17 protein-coding genes and 2 pseudogenes are annotated in these 23,215 nt (G+C 57.7%); all 19 read right to left on the minus strand.

What is annotated here, in order from left to right; all coding sequences use genetic code 11:
* The 19 genes and pseudogenes from XH83_RS36830 to XH83_RS36920 all read right to left on the minus strand — a co-directional run bounded on the left by XH83_RS36830 (position 1) and on the right by XH83_RS36920 (position 23,209).
* The gene (locus XH83_RS36830) at positions 1-1,260 is read right to left on the minus strand and encodes a Glu/Leu/Phe/Val dehydrogenase (RefSeq protein ID WP_128929543.1); all 1,260 of its coding nucleotides are present in this window, start codon (positions 1,258-1,260) and stop codon (positions 1-3) included.
* Between the two features lie 243 nt (positions 1,261-1,503).
* Entirely contained in the window at positions 1,504-2,775 is a 1,272-nt protein-coding gene (locus XH83_RS36835; protein WP_128929542.1) for a hypothetical protein, read from the minus strand.
* Between the two features lie 47 nt (positions 2,776-2,822).
* Complete coding sequence (locus XH83_RS36840; protein ID WP_128955169.1) at positions 2,823-4,259, minus strand: NAD-dependent succinate-semialdehyde dehydrogenase; 1,437 nt, start codon at positions 4,257-4,259, stop codon at positions 2,823-2,825.
* Between the two features lie 14 nt (positions 4,260-4,273).
* On the minus strand, positions 4,274-4,768 hold the full coding sequence (locus XH83_RS36845) for a flavin reductase family protein (RefSeq protein WP_128929540.1): 495 nt from the start codon (positions 4,766-4,768) through the stop codon (positions 4,274-4,276).
* Between the two features lie 486 nt (positions 4,769-5,254).
* Positions 5,255-5,881, minus strand: a complete 627-nt coding sequence (locus XH83_RS36850) for a UPF0149 family protein (protein WP_232995571.1) — start codon at positions 5,879-5,881, stop codon at positions 5,255-5,257.
* Positions 5,878-7,437 (minus strand): IS66 family transposase, encoded by a 1,560-nt coding sequence (locus XH83_RS36855; protein WP_128929539.1) that lies wholly within the window; start codon positions 7,435-7,437, stop codon positions 5,878-5,880. The genes XH83_RS36850 and XH83_RS36855 overlap by 4 nt, the downstream gene beginning before the upstream one ends.
* A gap of 50 nt (positions 7,438-7,487) precedes the next feature.
* A pseudogene (tnpB, locus tag XH83_RS36860) lies at positions 7,488-7,842 on the minus strand (IS66 family insertion sequence element accessory protein TnpB).
* Complete coding sequence (locus XH83_RS40525) at positions 7,839-8,312, minus strand: transposase (protein WP_128929538.1); 474 nt, start codon at positions 8,310-8,312, stop codon at positions 7,839-7,841. The pseudogene tnpB and the gene XH83_RS40525 overlap by 4 nt, the downstream one beginning before the upstream one ends.
* A gap of 350 nt (positions 8,313-8,662) precedes the next feature.
* On the minus strand, positions 8,663-10,786 hold the full coding sequence (locus XH83_RS36870; RefSeq protein WP_128929537.1) for a hydantoinase/oxoprolinase family protein: 2,124 nt from the start codon (positions 10,784-10,786) through the stop codon (positions 8,663-8,665).
* Positions 10,787-10,803: 17 nt separating this feature from the next.
* The gene (locus XH83_RS36875; protein WP_128929536.1) at positions 10,804-12,399 is read right to left on the minus strand and encodes a hydantoinase B/oxoprolinase family protein; all 1,596 of its coding nucleotides are present in this window, start codon (positions 12,397-12,399) and stop codon (positions 10,804-10,806) included.
* 238 nt (positions 12,400-12,637) lie between these two features.
* A complete protein-coding gene (locus XH83_RS36880) occupies positions 12,638-13,573 on the minus strand; it encodes a LysR substrate-binding domain-containing protein (RefSeq protein WP_128929535.1) in 936 nt (311 codons plus the stop codon).
* Between the two features lie 199 nt (positions 13,574-13,772).
* Complete coding sequence (locus XH83_RS36885) at positions 13,773-15,122, minus strand: LLM class flavin-dependent oxidoreductase (protein ID WP_128929534.1); 1,350 nt, start codon at positions 15,120-15,122, stop codon at positions 13,773-13,775.
* Positions 15,123-15,167: 45 nt separating this feature from the next.
* Complete coding sequence (locus XH83_RS36890) at positions 15,168-15,935, minus strand: amino acid ABC transporter ATP-binding protein (protein ID WP_128929533.1); 768 nt, start codon at positions 15,933-15,935, stop codon at positions 15,168-15,170.
* Positions 15,932-16,822, minus strand: coding sequence for an amino acid ABC transporter permease (locus XH83_RS36895; protein ID WP_128955168.1), 891 nt, complete (start codon positions 16,820-16,822; stop codon positions 15,932-15,934). Before XH83_RS36895 ends, XH83_RS36890 begins: the two co-directional genes overlap by 4 nt.
* Positions 16,819-17,694, minus strand: a complete 876-nt coding sequence (locus XH83_RS36900; RefSeq protein WP_128929531.1) for an ABC transporter substrate-binding protein — start codon at positions 17,692-17,694, stop codon at positions 16,819-16,821. Before XH83_RS36900 ends, XH83_RS36895 begins: the two co-directional genes overlap by 4 nt.
* 571 nt (positions 17,695-18,265) lie before the next feature.
* Positions 18,266-18,508 (minus strand): annotated as a pseudogene (locus tag XH83_RS40530) (hypothetical protein); the annotation flags it as partial.
* A gap of 213 nt (positions 18,509-18,721) precedes the next feature.
* Positions 18,722-20,083, minus strand: coding sequence for a sensor histidine kinase (locus tag XH83_RS36910; protein ID WP_128929530.1), 1,362 nt, complete (start codon positions 20,081-20,083; stop codon positions 18,722-18,724).
* On the minus strand, positions 20,058-21,512 hold the full coding sequence (locus XH83_RS36915; RefSeq protein WP_128929529.1) for a sigma-54 dependent transcriptional regulator: 1,455 nt from the start codon (positions 21,510-21,512) through the stop codon (positions 20,058-20,060). The genes XH83_RS36910 and XH83_RS36915 overlap by 26 nt, the downstream gene beginning before the upstream one ends.
* Complete coding sequence (locus XH83_RS36920) at positions 21,509-23,209, minus strand: hydrogenase maturation protein (RefSeq protein ID WP_128955167.1); 1,701 nt, start codon at positions 23,207-23,209, stop codon at positions 21,509-21,511. The genes XH83_RS36915 and XH83_RS36920 overlap by 4 nt, the downstream gene beginning before the upstream one ends.
* Positions 23,210-23,215: the final 6 nt, after the last annotated feature.

Below are 23,215 nucleotides of genomic sequence, written 5' to 3' on the forward strand. Positions count from 1 at the left end.
TCATGGAAATAGACCTCGCGTATTCTTGGCGCCCCGCACCCGCTCGACGCCTATGGCCATGGCCGCCGTGCGATTGAACACCTTGTCGCGGCTCGCCCTCGCCACCATCCGATCGAACGCTCGATCGAGAATCTGGTATTCGCGTCGTACTACTTCCTCCTCTTCCCAGAAGAGTTGTTGCAGATCCTGCACCCATTCGAAATAGCTCACCACTACCCCGCCGGAATTGCACAGAATATCCGGGATCAGGAAGATCTCATTCTGTCGCTGCGTAAGAACCAGATCGGCTTCCGGTGTCGTCGGCCCATTGGCCCCTTCAGCGACAATACGGCAACGCAGCTTCGTGGCGACAGCAGCGTCGATGACCCGCTCCATCGCGGCTGGCACAAGAACATCACAAGACAGCGTGAGGACTTCCTGCGGATCGAAGGCTAGTTCACTCGAATACCCCGAGAGACTGCCATGTGTTGCCGCATGTACCACGAGTTCTGGAATGTTGAGGCCGGAAGCGCAGTAGAGCGCGCCGGTGTGGTCGCTGACGGCGATCACTTTAACGCCCATATGGTGAAGCTCAAGTGCGGCGATCGAGCCGACATTTCCGAAGCCCTGCACAGCAGCCGTTGCATGGTTCAGATTGATGCCCTGTTCGTTCATCACGCGGCGCGTCAGATGCGCGACGCCCCGCCCTGTCGCCTCGCGGCGTCCCAATGTCCCTCCGGCGCTGACCGGTTTACCGGTAACGATCTCCGTCACGGTCCGGCCCTGATACATCGAATAGGTGTCCATAAACCACGCCATCACCTGCTCGTTGGTCCCCATATCGGGGGCCATGACATCAGTGTGAGGGCCAACGAAGGGGATCATCTCCTGCATGTAGCGGCGTGATAATGCCTCTAGTTCGCGCCTTGATAGATTCGATGGATCGACGCTGATGCCGCCCTTGGCGCCACCATAGGGCAAGCCGGTTAGGGCGCACTTCCAACTCATCCAGATCGCAAGCGCAGCAACCTCGCCGAGGTCCACACTAGCCGCGAAGCGCGTGCCGCCTTTCGTAGGTCCTAGCGTGAGGTGATGCTGAACTCGATACCCTTCAAAAACCGCCGTCGTGCCGTCGTCTCGATGAATAGGACAAGATACAGTGATCGCGCGCTTTGGTATTAACAAGCGCGCCCTCGCGTCCTGCGGCACAGACAGGTGATCAGCGATCACTTCGAACTGTTGTACGGCCATGTCAAAGACAGGTCCACTGTATGTGGTCACGTTTGCTCCATTGTACTCGATCGAAACCGGATCGGACGGCGGATAGCTACCATTCGAAGTATTCCCGCCGCTGTAAGAGGCAAGCAAGCCCCTTCAGCGAGGTCGTTATGCTGAATTTCAACGAGATTCGATGAGCTGAGCGCTCAAGGTAGGTCGAAATGCCCTTGGACGGATGCCTTGCGGAAAACAACGTTCCCTTGCTTTTAGACACCTGCTGTCGCTGGATAGGGAAAACAACAAGCACTACACGAGAGCGGAGACATCAATTGTGTACATTCGCCTCCGTCTCTCGTGATAGGAGTCGATGCAAACGCACTTCCCATCGCGGCTCCACCTTGGGTGAAGATCACACCGGTTCTCTTTAGCCAGAGTTGGATCAGTATAAAAGCTTCCGAGGTCGAGCCGGACTTCATTGTTGGCATCGAAAAGGAAGAGATCACGCAGGTTGGTCTCGGAATGCGGATACGTATCGCTCAAAAGCCAGCGCATATTCACAGGTGAATAGGACATGTGTCCGTTCTCTCTTAGGAGGCCGTCGCCAATAGTCTGGACTAAGCCATTGTGCGCGTCTTGGTAAACCTGATAGTTTATACGTCCGGCGTGAGGTCCCCAGACGACGATGCTGCTATCATCCCGCCATAACGGGTGAGAGATCTGGTATTCGGACTTTTCGTAGTCGTAGGTACCTACGGCCTTTGAATCGAACCGCCGAGCCAGCTGCGGCAATGGATGATCAGAGCATTCAAGGAGACGTAAGTTGCTTCCATCCGGATCCATTGTGATCAAGCGATGCAAGAAGCAGGTCTCGTCTTCAACACGCTCTGTCCATCGGTGAAGGAAGAGCACACGTGTTGATGACGGATTTATCTCAATATGGCTCACCCAATGAATTGCCTTATCCATGGATGGCTTATGAGCAAGCTCGTAAAGTTGGCGGTAACTGACAACGAGTGTCGAGTCGCCGCTTGCAATGTCGAGGCGCCAAATGCCATCATCGTCCGGTGCATTATCCAGTGGAAGCCGTCCCGCGAGTGCGCAGTAGCCGATCGTCTCATGCGTTTTGTAGAGACGTCGATAGTCAATGCACATCGCGAATTTGCTGTTCGCGGCTACGACGTAAATCGGGATATTGAGATCGCGAGTGCGCCCCGTATCCACGTCGGTAATCCGCGCACCGATGTTGGGATACGGGCCACCCGCGTCGTGCGACGTACGAATATTGTAGATTATGTTACGGCCAGGCATGCCGGTGAGCCATTGTAGTTGGCTCCCCATTTGCCAGTTCCAGGCTTGGGTTCGATCAACCAGCCGAAACTCACGCGCTTCATCAAAATAACCGACATTGCAGCCGCTATTTCTGCCAATGCGGAAGTTAGGTTCATCGACTTGGTGGCCTAGGATAAGGCGACCCTGCCCGTCCCACGGCGTCTTATTATAGTAACCAAAAAAGAAGTTGTAATCCTGACCACCAAGTCGTGTGATGCTGACTCTTTCGTTGATAGTTGAAGGGGACATTGCTCCTCACAGAGTCGTCGTGGTCGATTGCCCAAATGGCATGACGCCTAGTAGGCCTTATTGGTGATGAATCTGGTATTGAGATAGCCTTCAGTTGATTCTAGGCCACCCTCGGAACCGTACCCAGACTCTTTGACGCCGCCAAAGGGCGTTTCCGGCAAGGCAAGGCCCAGGTGGTTGATGCTGAGCATACCGACCTCAAGATTCTCCGCCAGGAACTGAGCGTTCGCCGATGATTCCGTGAAGGCATATCCGGCGAGCCCGAAGGGCAATCGGTTAGCCTCTGCAACAGCTTCATTTGGATTGTCAAAGCCGCTAATGAGCGCGATTGGGCAGAATGGCTCATCGTTCATGACTCGCATCGATGGATCGACATTCGCAAGTACTGTTGGCTGCCTGAATGTTCCGCGAGTAAATAAGCTCTCGCCGCCGCACATGAGCTTTGCGCCTCGCTGCCTCGCGTCGTCCACAAATTGATCGAAGAGTTTCCCTCTGCGTTCGTTCGCGAGGGGGCCCATCTGCGTTGTCGCATCCAGACCGTTGCCAACGACAAGCGATTGTGTCTTTTCAACAAAAGCTGCGACGAACTCATGATAAACATCGTTGTGTACCATAAACCGCGTCGGCGCGGCGCAGGTTTGACCGGCGTTGCGATACTTGCCTGAAACGAGCAGCGCCGCGGCTGAGGATATGTCGGCGTCTTTGAAGACAATCGCCGGCCCATGCCCGCCGAGTTCCATCGTCGTCCTCTTCATCTGCTCGCCCGAGAGCGCAGCTAGATGTTTTCCAACCGGAACAGAGCCGGTGAAGGAGATCTTCCGAATCGCCGGGTGGGCAATCAGGTGCCGCGATATTTCATCGGGAGTGCCGTATGCGAGCTGGACAACACCTGTTGGAATGCCAGCATCGACAAGTGACGTGATGATTGCCGCGGCAGATCGTGGCACCTCTTCCGAGGCCTTGACGATCACGGAGCATCCGGCAGCCAACGCTGGAGCAAGCTTCTTCGCGACTTGGCTCGCGGGGAAATTCCACGGGGTGAACGCAGCAACCGGGCCTACTGGAGCACGTACGACATATTGCGCAACGCCTGCTGCACGCGACGGTATCACGCGCCCATAGAGCCGCCTTCCCTCTTCAGCAGCCCATTCGAAGGCATCGGCGCAACTCGCGATCTCCGCTCGCGCTTCCAAAAGAGGCTTACCTTGCTCCAAGGTGAGAACATGGGCGATGGACTCTAGTCGATCGCGGAGCAGGCCAGCTGCCTTACGTAGCGTAACTCCGCGTTCCACCGCGGGCGTTCTCCGCCAAACATGGAACGCCTTCTCGGCGGACGCAGCTGCACGGTCGAGATCGGCCACCGTCGCCTTAGCGACGTGACCGATCTCCTCGTCAGTTGCTGGATTAAAGATCGGGATCGTTTGCTTCTCAGAGCCGGAGCACCATTCTCCGTCAATAAAGAGGAGCGTATTCTCATATTTCATGTGTTCCCCGCAAGTCATCCGTTATTAAAGCGTCCATTCAAATAGACCAGCGGAGACGCATCGTGGAGACCGATCTCGATGACATCGCCAACGATTATGACGTGATCGCCGCCATCAAAGCTGCTGTTCAGGTGACAGATAATATATGAGGCGACGTCCTGGATAATTGGTAATCGATTTAGACCTTCTCGATAGGAAATCGCCGAAAACTTATCTGTCCCCTTCTTTGCAAACGTCATCGCAATGCGCTCTTGGGATGAGGAGAGCATGTTGATGCAAAACCACCCTGTCGAAGTGATGGCGGGGAGCGAGTTCGACTTTCTGTCGATGCATATCAGGTATTGCAGGGGGCTGATCGATAGGCTGACGACGGCGCTCATCGTGGTGCCGAAAAGCGCTCCGTGACTATCGACTGCAGTTACGACGGCGATTCCAGAGGCCCACTTCCGCGACACTTCTCGAAATGTTTCGGGCGTCGCTGTGGCAATGGCGCGACCTGCATCGATCATCTAATGGACCCTCCTTTGAGGTACCAGCGAAAGCATGATAGCGGTGGCGAAGGACGGCCCCGTCCACAGCGAACAAAGACGTATCATTGCCATTGGCCTTCATCCAATTGAGATACTGAAGGCATGTATTCGGATCAGGCATAGTTGCACCAAACTCGCATGTTCCGCGCGCGGCGCGCAGCGCGCTGATTGCCATTGACCGTTGATTATACTCCTACCAACGCCACTCATCCGTGGTCACGGGCGCCTCAAATGCCAGCTGTGTTAGGCAGCCCGGTGGTCTCCAACGGTCACGATGACCAGGCGACGATGCTTCGGAGTCCCCTACGCAGAATCCGTTCATCCTCGAGCCAAGCCGCTCTCAAACCGCGACGGTAGCCATTCACTCCTCAGAAAAAAGGAGCGCCGACCTCTGAGGCTGGCGGCCGAGTTCGGGAGGGACGCACAGAAGGGCGTAACCGGTATGAGCTCCCACGTCTGCAGTGATCAGCCTGTGCGAGCGTAGCGGGTCGGCATCCAGTACTGACGCATGGCCTCGACGACGTCCGGAATGTCGGCATGGGCGTTGCGCAGGAATTCCTCGGTCTCGCGGCCTTTCCTTGGTGGTCCAAGCAGTGGACGCCCTTGATCGTCGACGCAATGCAGCAGGATGGGCAGGAGCAAGCCGTGGTGTATGTTGCTGACGTCGAGCAGTGGGCCCCAGGCTGATAGTCGCAACCGCATGGCGGCATGGAATCCCTGACACCACGGCCGCGCATCAACGTCGCCATTCGGCTTGCGGCCATGGACCGGTGCGAACCGATGTGGTGCGGTGGAAAGAACATTACTGATGTCGTTGTGGCGCAGCGCGACGGCCGAAATCGCGGCGAACTCCGGCGTGCCGCCATGGTTGAATGCGTCGGCGTCGATGGCGAGCAGCGGACAGATCCAGTCGAGCGGACTCATCGACACCGGCCCGGCCACGATCGCGGCGACATAGCCGTCGAGCATGGGAAGACTGGTGGCGACGGGATGCTGCTCGGCACGAGCCTGTAGCCAAGGCTCAAGTTCGTCGAGCGGCATCGCGGCTGCCGCCATCGATGATGAAGATGATGAACGGCGGCGGCGGGTCATGCGGCCACCCGTGCGCTGAGCTCGCGGGTCGCCTTCCAGTTCCAGGGGAGAAGTTCGTGCAGCTGGTGGCTCTTGGTCTGACCGGAGACGATGCGCTCCAGCACATCGGCCAGATAGGCCTGCGGATCGAGTTCGTGGAGCTTTGCCGTATTGACCAGCGACGCAAGGATTGCCCAGCTCTCGGCGCCGCCCTCGCTGCCGCTGAACAATGAGTTACGGCGCCCCATCGCAATCGGGCGCATTGAACGCTCGACGGTGTTGCTGTCGACCTCGACGCGGCCATCGCGGAGAAATAGCGTCAGTCCGTCCCAGTGATTGAGCGTATAGTTGATGGCCTCCACTAGCTTCGATTGGGAGAACAGGTGGTCGAGCATCGAGGTCAGTCGCGCCTTCAGCACCTCCATCAGCGGTGCGGACCTGGTGCGGCGGGCGGCAAGCCGCTGTTCGGCGCTCAAGCCACGGATCTCGGCCTCGATGGCGTAGACCGCTTGCAGGCGCTCGATCACTTCGTGAGCGAACGGCGACTGCATCGTCTTGTACACCTCGACGAATTTGCGTCGGGCATGCGCGAGACAAAAAGCCAGCTGGATCGCCCCGCCTTGACCGCGGGCAAGCGCTTTGTAGGCGGCATAGCCATCCACCTGCAGAATGCCGGAGAAGCCGGCCAATTGCCCGGCGATCTCCTCGGTGCCGCGGCCATCCGCAAACACATAGGCGACCGCCGGCGGCGATGGGCCACCCCATGGGCGATCATCCATCGCATGCGCCCAGAACTGGCAGATACGAGTGCGATGTCGTCCGGGATCGAGCACCGGCATCGGCGTCTCGTCGCAGAACAGCCGCGGCGAAGCCTGGATCGTCCGCAGCTGAAGCTCATAAAGACTCTTAAGCCACCATGCCGCACGCTTCACCCAGCCGGCGAGCGTCGCGCGGTCGAGATGAAGGCCCTGACCGGCCAGGATCTGCACCTGGCGGTACAGCGGCAGATACCAGGCGAACTTCGAGATCACCACGTGAGCCACGAGTGCCGTCGATGCCATGCCGCTGTCGATCAGACGCGGCAGCACCTTCGCCTGCACCACGCCGTCGGTGCAGCCGCGGCAGGCGTATTTGGGACGAATCGTGCGCAGTACCCGCAGGATCGCCGGGATCACGTCCAGTACCTCGCTCACATCCTCGCCGATCCGGTGCAGAAGGCCCTGGCAGCACGGGCACGCTGTCGTGTCTGGCTCGAGCACCTGCTCGCAGCGAGGCAAATGCTTGGGTAGCGCGCCGATGTTGCGCCTCGCCTTCTTGCGCGGCTTCCCAGCCGGCTTCGTCGCAGGCAAATCGTCGTTGGCTGGCGCAGGTGATGTGACGCCAGTCGCGAGATCGTCCAGTTCGAGCGCGAGCTGCTCGGCCACGATCGCCGCCAGCCGCTCTGAGCGCTTGCCGAAGATCATCTCCTTCAGCGTCTGCATCGCCACACGTAGCTTCTCGTTCTCGGCGTCAAGCGCGAGCACCATCTCGGCCAGAGCCGCTGCATCGGTCGGAAGAGCTTCGGGACGAATCGCCATGATCGAACGATATATCCGCCCATCACAGGCTCCAGCAAAATCTTCGCCTCTCAGCCGACAACGGCCGGCTGCTTCACAGGCTTGTGTGAAACACGCGTCCACTCAAGTCCGTCGAGCAGCATCGCGAGTTGTGTCGCACTCAGATGCACCACGCCGTCGCGGACCGGCGGCCAGGTGAAGTGTCCCTGGTGCAGCCACTTCGTCACCAGCACCATGCCGCTACCATCCCATGCCAGAAGCTTCACTCTGTCCGCGCGCTTGCTGCGGAACACGAAGATGTCGCCGCAATACGAGGTTCGCGTGCAACGCTTCGCTCACCAGCGCCGACAGCGTGTGCACCGACTTGCGAAAGTCGACTGGCTGTGCCGCCAGCACCACCTTGAGGTCAGACCGTAATGCAATCAACGGATGCCCCGAAGCGCCGATAGCACTGTCGAAAGCGTCGCCAGCTCCACTCCGGGCTCGACCCGGATGCGTGCCCCGCCCAGCTCGATCTCGATCATTCCGCCAAGCTTGCCTGGAGCCGATGCCATCTGCGGCGGCACCTTATGCGCGCACGCTAACCGGTCCGACTCGTCTGCCGTCGCCGGACCGCTCTCGGAAGCGATCCGGACCGGCACGAAGCCTGGCGCCTGAAAGCTCACTGCCGTCGCGAACTTGCGCCGCCACACCGTCAGCAACCCACGGACAACGCCATGGCGCCGAGCGACCTCGGAAATATTGGCCCCTTCCTCGAAGCTCTCGGCCACGATCCGAGCCTTCTCTTCAGCCGTCCAGCGCCGTCGTCGACGCTGCCCTGTGATCACCTCGATCCGACGATAGGAGCCGCTTTCCTGCCTGGCATCAAGCCTGGCTTCATGCATGGCATCTGCCATAGCCCACCTCCAAAAAACAGTTCATGCCAGGCTGTATCGCAGCTCATTCGCGCGATGCCCAGGTGGGGGGCTCATGCCGGTTACAGAAGGGCAACGGTAGAAAACCGTTCTACCGCACAACACCGCCGATCGATCGGCGGATCGTGCTCGACACCTCCTGGCTCGCGCGTTGCCGCCCGGTGGTGTCGCTAGAGCATGCATACGAACGCGACTGAGGGGGCGAGTATGATCGTTTCCATCCGAGAGCTTGCCTCGCGCCTTGGTTGACTTCGAGATCCGAAGGCCTCCCGGCATGACATCCTGCGGCGCCACGCGACTGCCGTGACGTGACAGGCCTGCATATTAGAGCCCTACGCCCCGATTTCGGTGGCGTGCTCTGCTACTGGAACGGTAACACTGTCACCATCATCCCTGAGCTGAACAATGACATTGCCAGAGGCGTCCAACGTCATGCGGCTCCCGCGCGGCACAACTAGTGTTGATGATTGCTCATCCAAAAGGGCCGGGCCTTCGATCGATCCTGCAATCCCGAGTTCCGATCGTCGAAGAACTGGGACTTTAACCCAAGCGCGAGTTGCATCATCATACACGGGTCGATAGCGAGATCCCTCCGAGCGAGGAGGGTCTTCCATCCGACCAAGTTTCGCGGGTTCTCGTACTTCTTTCAGGGTTACACGGATGTTCATAATCTCAAGATCAAGATCGGGTATGATATCGCCGAAGATACCTTTATAGGTCTGGATGAACGCAGCGCGAATAGTTTCACGTTCGCTCTCGCTGTAGGGTCCAACGGGCAGTCCTGTTACCAGCTCCGACCCTTGGCCCACAAAGCGAATGTCGGCGCGGCGCTCCATCTGAAGTGTACTGTGCGGAGATCTGGCCTGCGCAATCACGCGCCTTGTGTCGTCTTCCAGGCGCCTGAAGGCTGCTTCGAGTTTCTCGATTTCCATCGATCCCAGCAGGGCGCCAAGCGTTCTCGAGCGATCAACACGCGCGGGTGCAATCAACAAGCCGAGTGCCGACGCGACGCCAGCATTCGGCGGACAGATAACCTGTTTGATGCCGAGACGTCTGGCGACGTCACAACCGTGCATCGGGCCGCCACCGCCCGTCACGATGAGCTTGTACTTAGTTATATCGTGGCCTCGCTCAGCAACATGGACACGCGCGGCGGCTGCCATCGTCTCGTTAACAATGGCCTGAATGCCATTCGCCACTTTGATGAATGGCATCTCTATGGCGTGCCCGACGCCTGTGAGCGCCGCCTCTGCAGCTCCGCGGCGCAAAACCATAGTGCCACCGGCAAAGTTATCAACGTCAATCGCCCCCGAAACAACGTTTGCATCGGTAACCGTTGGCGCAGTTCCGCCGTTCGGGTAGCAGGCGGGGCCAGGTCGCGATCCCGCACTTTGCGGCCCCACCTTGAGCATTCCTAGCTCATCAACATGTGCGATGCTCCCGCCGCCCGCACCGATTTCGATAAGCTCAACAGTCGAGATGTTCACCGGCAATCCGCTTCCTGGGGCGAACCGCTTCTGGCGAGCCGCTTCAAACTGATACGCGATCAGGGGCTCGCCGTTCTCAATCACGCCAAGCTTTGCAGTTGTCCCGCCCATGTCGAAGGCAAGCACATTGTCAAATCCGGAGCGTTTGCCGAAATACGCGGCCACCAATGTGCCAGCAGCCGGCCCCGACTCCAACAGTTCGATCGGCGTACGGCGCGCTTCCTCGATATGCGTCAATCCGCCGTTTGAGAGCATCATGAAAAGTGCTCCTGGTATTCCAAAGGCCTTTAGCTGCACCTCGAGTTCACGCAAATATTTGTCTGCAATGGGCTTGATATACGCGTTCGCGGCGGTCGTTGACGTTCGTTCGTACTCCCGGATTTGTGGGCAGACCTCGGACGAGATCGACAGTTGGACTTGTGGGAAATGCCGCTCGATTAGGCTCTTGGCTCGCAGTTCATTTGTCCCATTGGCATATGAATGCAAGAATGAAACTGCCAGCGAAGTGACGCCCCTGTCGAGCAGCCGGCGTGTTTTTATTAGAAGTTCGTCTTCGTTGAGTGGATGCTGGATGTGCCCGTTGAACAAGGTGCGTTCATTAACTTCAACGCGATCATCCTGCTCAATCAATGGTTTTGGCAATTTCAGAAATAGATCATACAGATCGTATTTAAACTCCCGCTGTAAGTCGAGCGTATCCCTAAAGCCGCTCGTTGTGATCAATCCGGTCCTTGCGCCACGACGCTCGATGAGAGCGTTAGTGAACAACGTTGTCGCATGGACCACGCGACCAATCTGATCGGGATCGGTGCCGCTGGCGTTAACGACCTGCTTTACGCCGGCGAGGGCTCCAATTGTTGGATCATGGGGCGTCGTCAGCTCCTTGTGTGCGACAACGCGACCATCATCAGTGCAATAGAGGACAATGTCGGTGAACGTGCCGCCAATATCGATACCAAGCGAGTACATATCGGATCTAACCCTTCTTATACAAAATCTTTGGCGCCATCGGCTTCGGCCAGCGCTTCCTGAGCGCGGATCGGAACACCAAATCCGCCAGCGCCAGGTGTGCGCAGCAGAACGCGGGCACCAAAGTCGATAGTGTGTTGTATCTTGGGATCAACCCGAACGGTGTTGATCTGGATCTCACCGGCAGCGCCGGGATCGCCGCCTGCTAAGCCATTCGCCACAGCTTCTGGCTTAGTTCGTTCAGCCATAAAGGAAATTATGGTAGGCCCTTTATTTAGATTCTCGAAGAGAAACTCCTGCCCAGCCCCCCCTGTGAACCGACCGCTGCCCGCTGTCCGCGATCGGATTCGGCGGTGGCAAATTCTGATCGGCGCGGTTCGTTCCAGCACCTCGACGGGCGTGGAGGAAATGTTGCTCGGCCAAGACAACACGCTTGCGCCGTCCGAGGCCGCGCTGGCCCCATAGCCTCCGTTCAGGAAGAATAAGTTAGCGAAAGTCTTTCCATCCTCTTTGACGCCGGCCAGGTTTACGCACCAGAGAGGTGAGCCGACGTCGGAGATGACTCTCTCCGGCACGACTTGTGACAGCGCACGCAAGACCATCGCCGGCAGGAAATGTCCGATAAGTGCGCGTGCCCCGCCCGCTGCGGGCGGCTTTGAATTAAGAATTGAGCCAAGAGGTGCATGAATATTGAGCGGTTCCAACGCACCGTCATTGTTTGGCGTGTCGGGCGTAAGAACGGCTTTGATTCCATAGGCAGTGTATGCCGTCGTATAAGCAGCGCAGACGTTGATGGAGCGCTGCACTTGAGGATCTGTACCTCGGTAATCAACCTCGATTTCATCACCATGAACTTTAAGCGCCATCCGCAACACGATGCTATTTTCAAATCCATCGCTGACGGCGGTGGCATGATAGACGCCATCCGGTATTGCGGAAATCGCACGCCGCATCGCGGCTTCCGTCCGACCGCGGATCTGTTGAGACACTTCGGAGAATGAACGGAGCTCCCACTCCTTTAGCAAAGAAATGAGGCGCACCTCCATCAGATGCAGTGCAGAAAACTGCGCATAAAGGTCGCCTACCGTCTGATCTGGCGTACGAACGTTCTGGCGAAGCAGGCTTTCAAATGTGCGGTTCATTCGACCCGCCTCAACCACCTTCATCATTGGGATTTGGAATCCCTCCTCGTACACCTCGCGTGCATCGGCAGAACGGATGCGTCCACCAATGTCAGGAGCGTGCGTGACCGACCCAGCGAACGCAACAATATTGCCATTCAAGAAAATGGGCTTGGCTACCGTGATATCGGGCAGATGGCCGGTGCCAAGCCAGACATCGTTGGTGATCAGGATATCGCCCTCGGAGAGGGTCTCATGTGGAAACTGTTTGAGAAAGCCACGAACCGTCCGCGGAACGGTACCGATAAAGGATGGAATGCTGTTAGCGGGTTGCGCTAACGAGCGTCCTTCGGCATCCATGAGAACGCACGCAAAATCATTAGACTCGCGAACGACGGATGAGAAGGAGGTACGCAGCAGCGTCGTAGCGGCCTCTTCAGTCAGAGAAATCAGCCTTCGCCAAATCAATTCAAGCTGGATTGCATCAAGCACGTGTCAGTCTCCTTGGAGCGCCCGCGGCCTTGCCCTACGGTCTTGCACTCGCCCACGAAGCGCTGCGCGACAGTCGCACCAGCTCGGGCATTCTGCGGGACATTAAGTCAGGCTAAACGCGTCAGCCAATTCTTCTTGCTGCACGCTCTATACGCGGGTGATATAGCATTGGGATTGTTTGGCGGGCACGTCGGCCCGCGAGAGTTGCCTAGCTCGATCCGAAATCCCGCTAGGGGGCTTACTCCGTGCAGTCGCCGCACTTCACGACATGGGGGTCGTTGTGCAGGAACGTTTCCTTCAAGCTACGCGTGAAACGCTGCGACAGCGATGACTTCACAAGATGTCCCGGAAAGATTGCGAACATCTTAACCGAGATTCTCGGCGAAATACGAACAAATCGAACGTTATCGGAAATAAGCGGTTTGATGTAGGGACTTACGACGCCGATGCCAAGGTCGGCGGCGGCGAGCGAACAGAGGATCGCCGAATAGGTGACCTCGATCTCGGACGAGGGTTTCACGCCGTGCTGCGCGAGTGTCTGACGCCACAAATCACTTAGATCGTCTCCACGATTGAGAGTGAGCAGCGTTGCCTCTTGAAAATCAGAGACCGCAACCTCCTTCTTCGAAGCAAGCGGGCTGTTTGCGCAGACCGCACATAGGGCCTCAGATTCGTCACACACCTCGATTTCGAACTCTCCTGTTCGGAAATGAGCTCCGCTCGTCGTCAGGCCAACATCATAAATGCCATTGAGGAGCCCGTCTCTGATCTGCAGCGACCCTCCCGTCTGAAGGTTGATGCTCACACCGGGGCTAGACTGCCGGAATGCCTTCATGATCGTTGGAATAACGCCCATAGCCAGGGACGGAGTGGCAGCGATGCGCAATAGGCCGGTGCCGGATGACCTGATACTTTCAGCGGCTTGCTGTATCGTTTCCAAGCCAAGATAGTGCTTTTGGACGATTTCAAAGAGCATTTTGGCTTCAGGGGTTGGAACCAAACGGCCCCGTCGATAATCGAACAGTCGAAATTTCACAGCGTCTTGCGCTTGCGCCAACAGCCGGCTCACCGACGGTTGCGTTGTATTTAGAATTTCGGCTGCGGCAAGCGTTGTCCCACATTGCATCATAGCCCGAAACGCATCGATCTCGCGGGAACTGAGCGCTCTAGCCATATGCCGCCCAAACAAATTTACATTTTAGATGCATAAGCCCGATTCGAATAAATCAAATGGTATTCTCGGCCATGCGTCAAGTCGTTCGACGGATGAACTTCAGCTCCCACAATAAGAAAGGCCGCGGCGCTTTGTTGCACCGCGGCCCTTTTGTATGCGCATTGAAAGGCTCGACAAAGGCGGCGCGCCACGAGATCTCTTATGGAACGCCTGTAGCTGGACGTTTCGTATTGACGTTTTTGGGATAGCGTAACCCGAGGTTTTCGCGAAGTGTCTTGCCGCGGTAGCTTTTGCGCATAAGTCCGCGTTCCTGGAGCACGGGGACTACCATCGACACAAAATCTTCCAGGCAGGTCGGCATGTAAGGGAACGTTATCATAAACCCATCTCCAGCTTCATTGTCGATCCAACGTTCCATCTCGTCGGCGATCTGGCTTGGAGTGCCACAGAAAATCTCGAATCCGCGTTCGTAGCGCTGTGCAATCTCCCTTAGCGTGAATTTACGCGATCGGATCATGTCCGCAAGTATATTGAAATAACCCTGATGAAGGTTTGAGGAAGTCGGGATCATCTGTTCGGGAACGAGTTCGTCCAGTGGCAGCTTCGACAGGTCGACTTCAAGGTCCGTACTGACATACGCGACCTTGGCTTCAATCGGCATCACACTGTTTAGTAGGCGAAGCTTTTCCTTCGCTTCTGCTTCGGTTGAACCGACCATCGCGCGGAAGCCGGCGAGTACCTTAAGTTCGGAAGGATCACGGCGGTACTTCGCCATCCTGCTTTTGATATCCTTGTAGAGGGACGCAGCCTCCTCAAGAGTTGCGCCCGTTCCGAAGACGACCTCAGCGGTTTCTGCGGCAAATTCCCTACCCACCGAGGACGCGCCCGCCTGGATAATGACGGGTTGCCCCTGCGGAGCACGTGCAATATTGAGTCCGCCTTGTACCTTGAAATGTTTCCCTTCGTATCGAACGTGGTGAAATCGGTTCGGATCGAAGTTCATAGCTCTTGCCTTGTCGAAGATGAAGGCATCATCGTCCCAAGTATCCCAGTAAGCTCGGACCACCTCCAGGGCTTCTCTGGCTCTGGCATAGCGCTCGTCGTGTGGCGGCATCGTCTTATAGCCATAGTTGCGGCATGAATACTGGTTTGCAGTCGTCACAACGTTCCACGCTGCTCGCCCTCCCGAAAGGTGATCGAGCGATGCGAATTGCCGGGCGATATTAAACGGCTCAGTGAAGCTCGCAGATACCGTGGCGCCGAGGCCAAGCTCTTCTGTGCTCGCAGCTAGCGCAGAGAGAAGCGTCAAGGGCTCAAGTACGTTTTGCCCGCGTGGCCATTGCGCCATTGCGTGGAGATTGTCGACATCAACGCCCGGACTGTCCGCTAGAAACATCAGATCGAAGCGGCCTGCTTCACATAGCTTTGCGAGCTCTGTGTAGTACTGAAGACTCAACGCCTTCTTTGGATCCGTATCTGGATGGCGCCACGCGGCACTTGCGCTACCGGCTGCATGTATGAGTGCGGCGAAAGCGATTTCCTTTGCCATTTCGTTCCTCAATTCCTCTCTGGTCGTATGTAGAGATGCTGCGTGTTAATCGAGCACCGCCGAAATGAACTCTTTGGTCCTTGCGCCCTTGGGGTGCATAAGAACCTCTCGGGCAGTGCCTTCTTCTGCGATTTGGCCTTGTTCCATAAAGATCACGCGATCTGCGACCTCGCTCGCAAATCCAAGTTCGTGCGTAACGACCACCATAGTCATGCCGGTGCGTGCCAATTCCTTCATCGCCGCGAGGACTTCGGCAACGAGTTCAGGATCGAGTGCAGATGTCGGCTCGTCGAAGAGCATAAGGCGCGGGTGCATAGCCATAGCCCGCGCGATGGCCACACGTTGTTGCTGGCCGCCAGACAGGCTGGAAGGGTACGCGTTACGCTTCTCGGATAAGCCTACGCGTGCTAGGAGGGCTTCCGCCTCACAAACGACGTCAGCCTTATTGCGCTTTAAGACACGCACGGGTCCCTCAATGACATTGTCAAGAGCAGTCATATGGGGAAAGAGATTAAATCGTTGAAACACCATCGCGGTCTTCGTCCGCTGGCGGGCGAGTTCCGCACCGCCTAGTGGCCGCAATTGCGACCCCACTTGGCGATAGCCCACGATTTCGTCGTCTATCCAGATATGTCCTGAGTCGACGGAAACCAGTTGATTAATACATCTCAAGAGCGTCGTTTTGCCTGAGCCTGATGAGCCGATCAAACACACTACTTCATTGGGCATGACGTCGAGGGAGACGCCGTCCAGAACTTGTAGATTTCCATACCGCTTCTTAACTCTTCTCATTGAGAGCAAAGGCTTGGTCATCGGACCCTCACGACAGATGTTCCCCGCGCGAACCGCCATTCGAGCAGCAACTGAAGCGGCGTGAGAATGGAGACAGCGAGGAGATACCAAGCGCCTGCTACGATCAGTAGCTCAATCACGCGCTGATTGACGAAGTACACGTTCTGTGCGCTGTAAAGTAAATCGGTGTACTGGATCACGCTGGCGAGTGACGTCATTTTTACCATTCCAATAAACTCGTTACCAATCGGCGGAACTATCACGCGCATTGCTTGAGGTAGGACGATTCTCCAGAGCGCGTGTAGACGGGTCATGCCAATCGACTGTGCCGCTTCGTGCTGGCCCGCATCAACCGAGAGGATTCCGGCGCGAATGACCTCCGAGGTATAGGCACCCTGATTGATGCCAAGGCCAAGCAGCGCGGCCCAAAAGGGCGTGATGACATCGACAGTCGGGGCCGTCCACAGACCGGGAATGCCGATGACTGGGATGATTAAGGCTAGATTATACCAAATCAGAAGCTGGAGGATTACCGGCGTCCCGCGAAAGAACCATTGGTAGCCAAATGCGACGATGACTAGGAGCGGATTATCCGACATTCGCATAATCGAGATAGCCAAGCCGAGCGCGACACCGACAATCATCGCCAGCACGGACAAGATCATCGTATGCCAGAAGCCCGCGAGAATTGTAGGCGCCGCTAAGTATTTGGCAACAACGTTCCATTCGATCTGCGCGTTAGCGAAGGCCCTTACAATAAGGACCAACAGACCAAGAACTAGTACGCCCATTATCCAGCGGCCGACGTAACGCGGCGGCACGATCTCGACCAACGACAGATCGGGCCGTGAAAAGAGAGTGGAGGAACCGCTGCTCGATCGTACAGGCTTGTTTGACACCGCGCTCATTTTCGCGGTTCCGAATTTAGATATACTTCCGAAATAGCGAGTTTGCTCAACTGATATCTAGCCAGGATCTTTGCATAAGTGCCGTCCTTAATCATCGCATCCAGAGCGTCGGCGATCGCGTCACGCAGCGCGACATCGCCCTTACGCACACCAATTGCCTTGAATTCTGGCGCGAAGGGCTCGCCGATCGTCTTGTAAAGGCCTTTGGACTCCGCAATCATGTAAGGAACCTCGACGAAGCCCTGCAGTGCTGCATCAATTCGGCCTTGCGTTAGCTGCAGCCGCGTATCTGGCGTTGATTCGGTGCCAATCAACTTCACAGCCGGCATTCCCTTCTGAACGCAGTCCGACTCGCTCTTTGCAAGCATCACTTTGTACCAAACAGTGGACCGAATGGCGCCGGCCCGCTTACCGCAAAGATCGGACAACTCCTTTAGCTGAGAATTGGAAAGTGCGTAGACCTGATAGAAATCCCTGAAGTAATCGACCATCTCCATAATGGAATGACGTTCAGGGAGGTCGCTAAGTCCACCCATGATGATATCGATCCGACCGGTCTGCAGTGACGGGATGTACTGCGCAAATAGCATTTCATTGAATTCGGCCTTGACGCCCAAACGTGCTGCGATTTCCCGGCCAATATCTACATTCATCCCTCTGAATTCGCCCGTCTCCGGATCCTTGAACTGCAGCGGTGGCAATGCATTGCTGAGACCCATGCGCAGGACTCCCGCCGTTTTGACTGCGTCGGGCACCTGGATCTCTGCTGCACTCACTACCCTCCAGGAGGCAATGGAAAGCCCTACAATTGCTGATAGGGCAACAACTTTCGCGATTTGACTGGTGAACCCGTTTACTCGCCACGGTCCCATCTATTTCTCCTCCCTATTGGTAGCCCTTGCCTTCAGGGGCACGTGTTTCACTCGGCCGCGTGCTGTTGAGGGTAGGAAATTAGACCTCAATGACGCGGCACCGACGTCTTCCATTGGCCAGCACGGCAAACCGCGAAGCGTGCTTGGGCTCGACACGGGAAGCTGGGCGGCAGTTTCGCAACTCGTAAAGTGTTGCTTTCCTGCCGCCACAGCTCGACGGTGCTAATTAGCAACGCTAAGGGGCGGGCTATTTTGGATCAAATTCATTCTATCAAGGTCAGTATGCATCCAAGGCATAGGCCGACCCTCAGCACAAAAAATGGCCCATGCTAGGACAAAACGCGCCATCCATTGATTGTGCGTTGCGGGGCCTCGCGAACCGCTGAGCGGCAGTCTCGATGGCGGTCTCCATTATTAGAGCTCCGGAGCGGGAAAGGGAGGTGCTCTTTCCGTGACACCTGCGCGATGGCAACGGCATGGGCGATGTCCTCGGAGTTGAAGTGTATCGAACGCACTTAAAGATGCTTGTCGCCACACGACCGGGCGAGATCTCGGTGACGCGAGCGCGAGATCAGTAAAGAACGGGGCTCAGCCCGCGAACGCGCAATACGCTGGCCTTGGTGGCATGATGGCTAGGGATGAAGAAAGCCAGGGCGTTCTGGAAAGGCGTAGTGGCCAGCGACCGACCAGACGTCAACCACGTAGCGGCGCGCATCGGCATTCTTGTCACGATCAGCCGTTTCACGTGCAGTGCCGCGCGCAGATTGACGTCGAGCAGCGCGTGGATTTCGTCAGACGCAAGGTCTAGGATGTTGCTACGCTGCGACTGACCGGCCTTGTTGACGAGAACGTCGAATGTGGTCGTACGCGCTAGCGCTCCAGGACGTCGAGATCGTTAATCTCGCGCCGACAGCCTCCGCATCCGGCTTGGCCGACAGCCTGGCCAGCGGCCGAACCTCGCGCTAGCGAGTAAATTAGAAGCCCTGAGGGCGGAAGCGGCGCCGAACCGTCGCAGCCCTGACTAACTCTACGCCGCCGGGAGAGCGAAGGAGAATATTGCCCCTCCCTCTGGTGCGTTGACAACAGTCAGTTCGGCACCATGTTCGCGCACGATTCCGTAGCTGATCCAAAGGCCGAGCCCGGTGCCCTCTCCAACGCGCTTGGTCGTAAAGAACGGCTCAAATATGCGACCTATGTTGTGCTGTTCGATCCCGGGCCCGTTATCGGACAAACGAATCAGGATCTCGTTCTGATTGCGGCGAGCCGATATCTTTAGCCGTGGCTCCTGAGTGCCGCGCGTCGCGTCAATTGCGTTTTCGACGAGATTTACGATAACCTGGTGGAGCTGCCCTTCATTCCCGCAAGTCCAAAGATCCGCCTCGATGTCCATGTGAATGTCGAGGCGAACCTGCTTCGTGCGGACTGCCCAGAGCACGGCGGTGTTGATCAGAGGCTCGATGTTGACGCGATCAAACTCCCCGAGCTTGCTGAGGGAAAGCCGGCGTAAGTTTTTTACAATTTCGCTAATGCGCACGGCGCCTTCCATTGTCCCGTCCAGGAGCGGGCCGAGATCCTCTAGAATGGCGTCAATGCGGAGGCTTTTCTTCAAGGCTGCAGCTTCGGAGCTTATCGATGTGCCGTGGACGGCATCAAGGTAGGATGTCAGCGCCGTGCGATAGCGCATCAAGGTGTGCACGTTTCCATAGACGAAGCTGATGGGATTATTAAGTTCGTGAGCGACACCGGCCACCAGTCGGCCGAGACTTGCCATTTTCTCCTGTTCTACCAATTGACGCTGCACTCGCTGTAGCTCCTGATGAGCCGTGTGCAATGCTTCATAGGCTCGGCGAAGCTCGCCGATAGGCCTTCCAGTCAGAACCACGCCAATGAAGCGGCCCCGATGGTCGTGTCGGGGCGAGCTGTTGATTGCGAACAGGTCTGAGCTGCCGCCTTCGGTCAAGAAACGGAGTTCGCCATCCACAACCTCGGACGGGCTCCGAGGCTTGAGGAGCGACATGAGCTTGGCGCCATCGGCAGCGTCAATGATGTCTGCCATCCTCCAGCCGACGATTTCGTCATTGGCGCGGTCAAGCGTGCGCTGTAAAGCGGAATTGACTTGCTGGATCTGGCCTTTCGCGTCGCAAACGATGAGGATATCAGAGACAGATTCGATGACGTTGGTGACAAATGCTTGAGCTTCCTCGAGCTCGGCATTCTTGTGTTCCAGATCGACCTCATAACGCAATAGGTCGGAATAAACCTCATCCATCTTGCGGATGACTTCGATCCAAGCGCCCTCACGCTCGTGGTCGAACTCGATAGCACCGCGATCGCTGATCAACTTGAGCAGCGAGTCGGATCCGTCAGGAGAATGCGTCGCCTTTGCCATTTTTTCTCAAATCATACCTGGACAGCTTGTTCCGCAGGCCTACCCGGGACAGGCCGAGCTCGCTGGCAACCCGGCTGATATTGCCCTCATACTTCTCCAGGGAGTTGATGATAACCGACTTCTCCAGATCCTCCACCCTGTCCTTCAGGCTCGCTGCGCCGTTCAGGTTCTGTATGACCCCCGTGGCGGTCCGCCTGCCGTTGCGCCGGCCGAGCAGCGTGGGAGCCTGCAATTCGTCCGAGTCAGCCAGCACGGCCATACGCTGGATCTCGTTCTGCAGTTCGCGCACGTTCCCTGGCCAAAGGTATTTGACGAAGCCCTCAAGAGCAGCGGAGGCAAAGCGCAGACCTGGCCGGTTGAAGGAAGTCTTGACTTGAGACAGTACTCCTTCTGCGATCAAGGGTATATCCATCGGCCGCTCCCAAAGCGCCGGCATGTGAACCGGGAACGCCGCCAGCCGGTAATAGAGATCACGGCGGAAGCGGCCCGCCTCCACCTCGGCCTCAAGATCCCGATTGGTGGCTGCCACCACACGGACGTCGACTTTCCTTACACGTTGCGCGCCCAGCGGACGGATCTCGCTCTCCTGCAGCACGCGGAGCAGCTTCACCTGAAACGCCGGCGAGGTCTCTCCGATTTCATCAAGGAAGATGGTACCGCCATCGGCAACTTCGAACAGACCGATGCGATCCTGGTAGGCGCCTGTGAAAGCGCCCTTCTTACACCCGAACAACTCGCTTTCGAGGAGCTCGTCAGGCAGCGCCCCACAGTTCTCAACGACGAAAGCCTTACCGGCTCGGGCTGAGCCGTAGTGGATCGCGCGTGCCAGCAGCTCTTTGCCGGTTCCGGATTCGCCCGTGATCAGCACGGAGATGTCGTATTCGGCCGCCCGCCGGCCGAGTTCAATGACCGCATGCATCGGGCTGTCCGGGGCGTGCACAATTCGGTTGAAGTCATAGAGATGCTTAGCTGCGCCGCGCTTGACCGAAACGACCCTCTTGATGTGCTCGGGCGTTGCTTTGACGTCGACCCCTGCGGTCTCTGTCTCCTTCTGAAGCCGATAGAGCTGGACCGCCTCCTTGACAATGTCGATCAGCCGGTCCGGCTGCCAGGGCTTCGTGATGTATTGATAGATGCCCGCCTCATTGAGCCCTGCGATGATGTCGTCCGATTCCGAATAGCCGGAGATGATCATGCGAACCGGATCGGGCCAGAGCTCGCGCACCCGCTTGAGGAAACTGACGCCGGATTCGTGCGGCATGCGCTGATCGCAGATGATGGCGTGGACGATCTCCCCTTCGAGCAGCTTTTCAGCGTCTGCTGCGCTGCCGGCGCAGAGTACCTCAAAATCCTCGTTGAGGACGCGGCGTAGCGCCTCCTGTGACCTGACCTCGTCGTCGACTACCAAAATAGTACCCTGGAAGCTCATATGCGCACCGCCATGCGGGTAGATTTGTCGAGCGCGCGAGGCGACCTATGGGGTGCGATTGTGAGTGGCGTGCGCGACTTCGGCACCTTGTGAATGAAGTTGTAGCGGGCGACGTGGTAACTCGGATCGAATCCGTAGAAATTAAGCCGCATCCGCCGCAGCTCCTCGTCGCGATAGGCCTGCAAGGGCTTGTGGGCTTCGTCCGCTGCGCGACGTCGCTGCTTGTCAGCAAGACGCGTCGCAAAGCGTTCATCCGCCGCCATGCTCGCGGCAAGGCTCATGAGGCGGCCCTCCGCCAGCTCCCCGCCCGACAGAGCACGATCGATGATGCCAAGGCGCCCCGCCTCTGCCACGCCCATCGGCAGGCGGCATTGCGTGATCCGGGTGGCGTTCGCTGCACCCGCGCGGCGCGGCAGCAGATAAGTCCAGTATTCCGAGCCGAAGAGATTGCCTATGTCCTTATAATGTGGATTCAGGACGACCTGATCGCTCGCCCAGACCTCGTCGGCAGCGAGACTTAAAAATACCCCTCCCGCCCCGGCGTTGCCGCGAATGACGGAAACGACGAGCCGATCGGTGGTCTCGATGACAGTGTGCGCAAGATCGTCGATCGCATTGATGTTGCGCCAAGACTCGTCCGCAGCGCTGTCAGCCGCCTCGATCTCGGCGAGGTGAATGCCGTTGGACCAGTAATCACGTCCACCGGTCAGGAGAAGCACCTTGGTTGGGCGGGCCAGCGCAGCTCGGTAGGCGTTCAACAACGCTTCGCAGTCAGAGGTCGCCATGGCGCCATTGTAAAAGGAAAACTGCAACTCGCCGACCTCGCCCTGCTCGCGATATCGTATGGGCGCATAGCCGCAATCGGGTCGGTACGGCAGGCGCATCGCCTGCTCCGCAAAGACCTTTGCTGCGGATCGTTTCAGGCTTTTCGGTACAAGCTGCCGCACATGGCCGATCCAGACGGCACCATCGACCGTGGCCCGGGCCAAGGCTCCATCGCAATGCGCCACAATGGTTCCGGGCACACCGGAGATGCCGCGCGCCTCGTGGGCGTCGAACAGCCTGACATCTTTGAAGAACAAGCTGTCGACCAAGCCCGGCATTCCGTCTGCACTGTGGATCTTGCGCAGGACGGTCTCGCTCGTGTCGTGCTGCCAATCGATCATCCGGTCGGCCTGCCGGCAGGGCCCGCGCACCCGAATGCGGGGATCATCGGCAGGCATCGGCGACGGTGTCGGCTGTCCGGCTTCGATTGCTGCAATGGCTTCGAGCACCGCCGCGACCGCGCACGTCGTGACCTCGTTGCGGTAGATGCTGGATTTAGCCGCGCACCGCATCGGGAAGGTTCTGAAAGCCCAGATCGGACCAGCGTCGAACCCGCCGTCGGCCTGAAGCACAGTCACGCCCCAATTGGAAACACCTTCCAGAATCGCCCAGTCGAGCGCCGCCGGACCGCGGTCGCCGGGCGGACCGGGATGGACGATCAGGCAGCGCACGCTACGCCAGACATCTTCGGGGATTGCGCGCTTGAGGAACGGCGCGATCACCAGATCTGGCTGATACAGCGCCACGCTTTCGCGCGTAACGTCGGGGTGGATATCCAGCTCGACCGAGACCTCGTGGCCGCCCTCCCTGAGCTCGACGTGGAGCCGTTGCGTCAGGCTGTTGAAGGAGTGCGTGAGAAGCAGGATGCGCATGACCGG

The sequence above is a fragment of the Bradyrhizobium sp. CCBAU 53351 genome, from assembly GCF_015291745.1.
GTDB lineage: Bacteria > Pseudomonadota > Alphaproteobacteria > Rhizobiales > Xanthobacteraceae > Bradyrhizobium.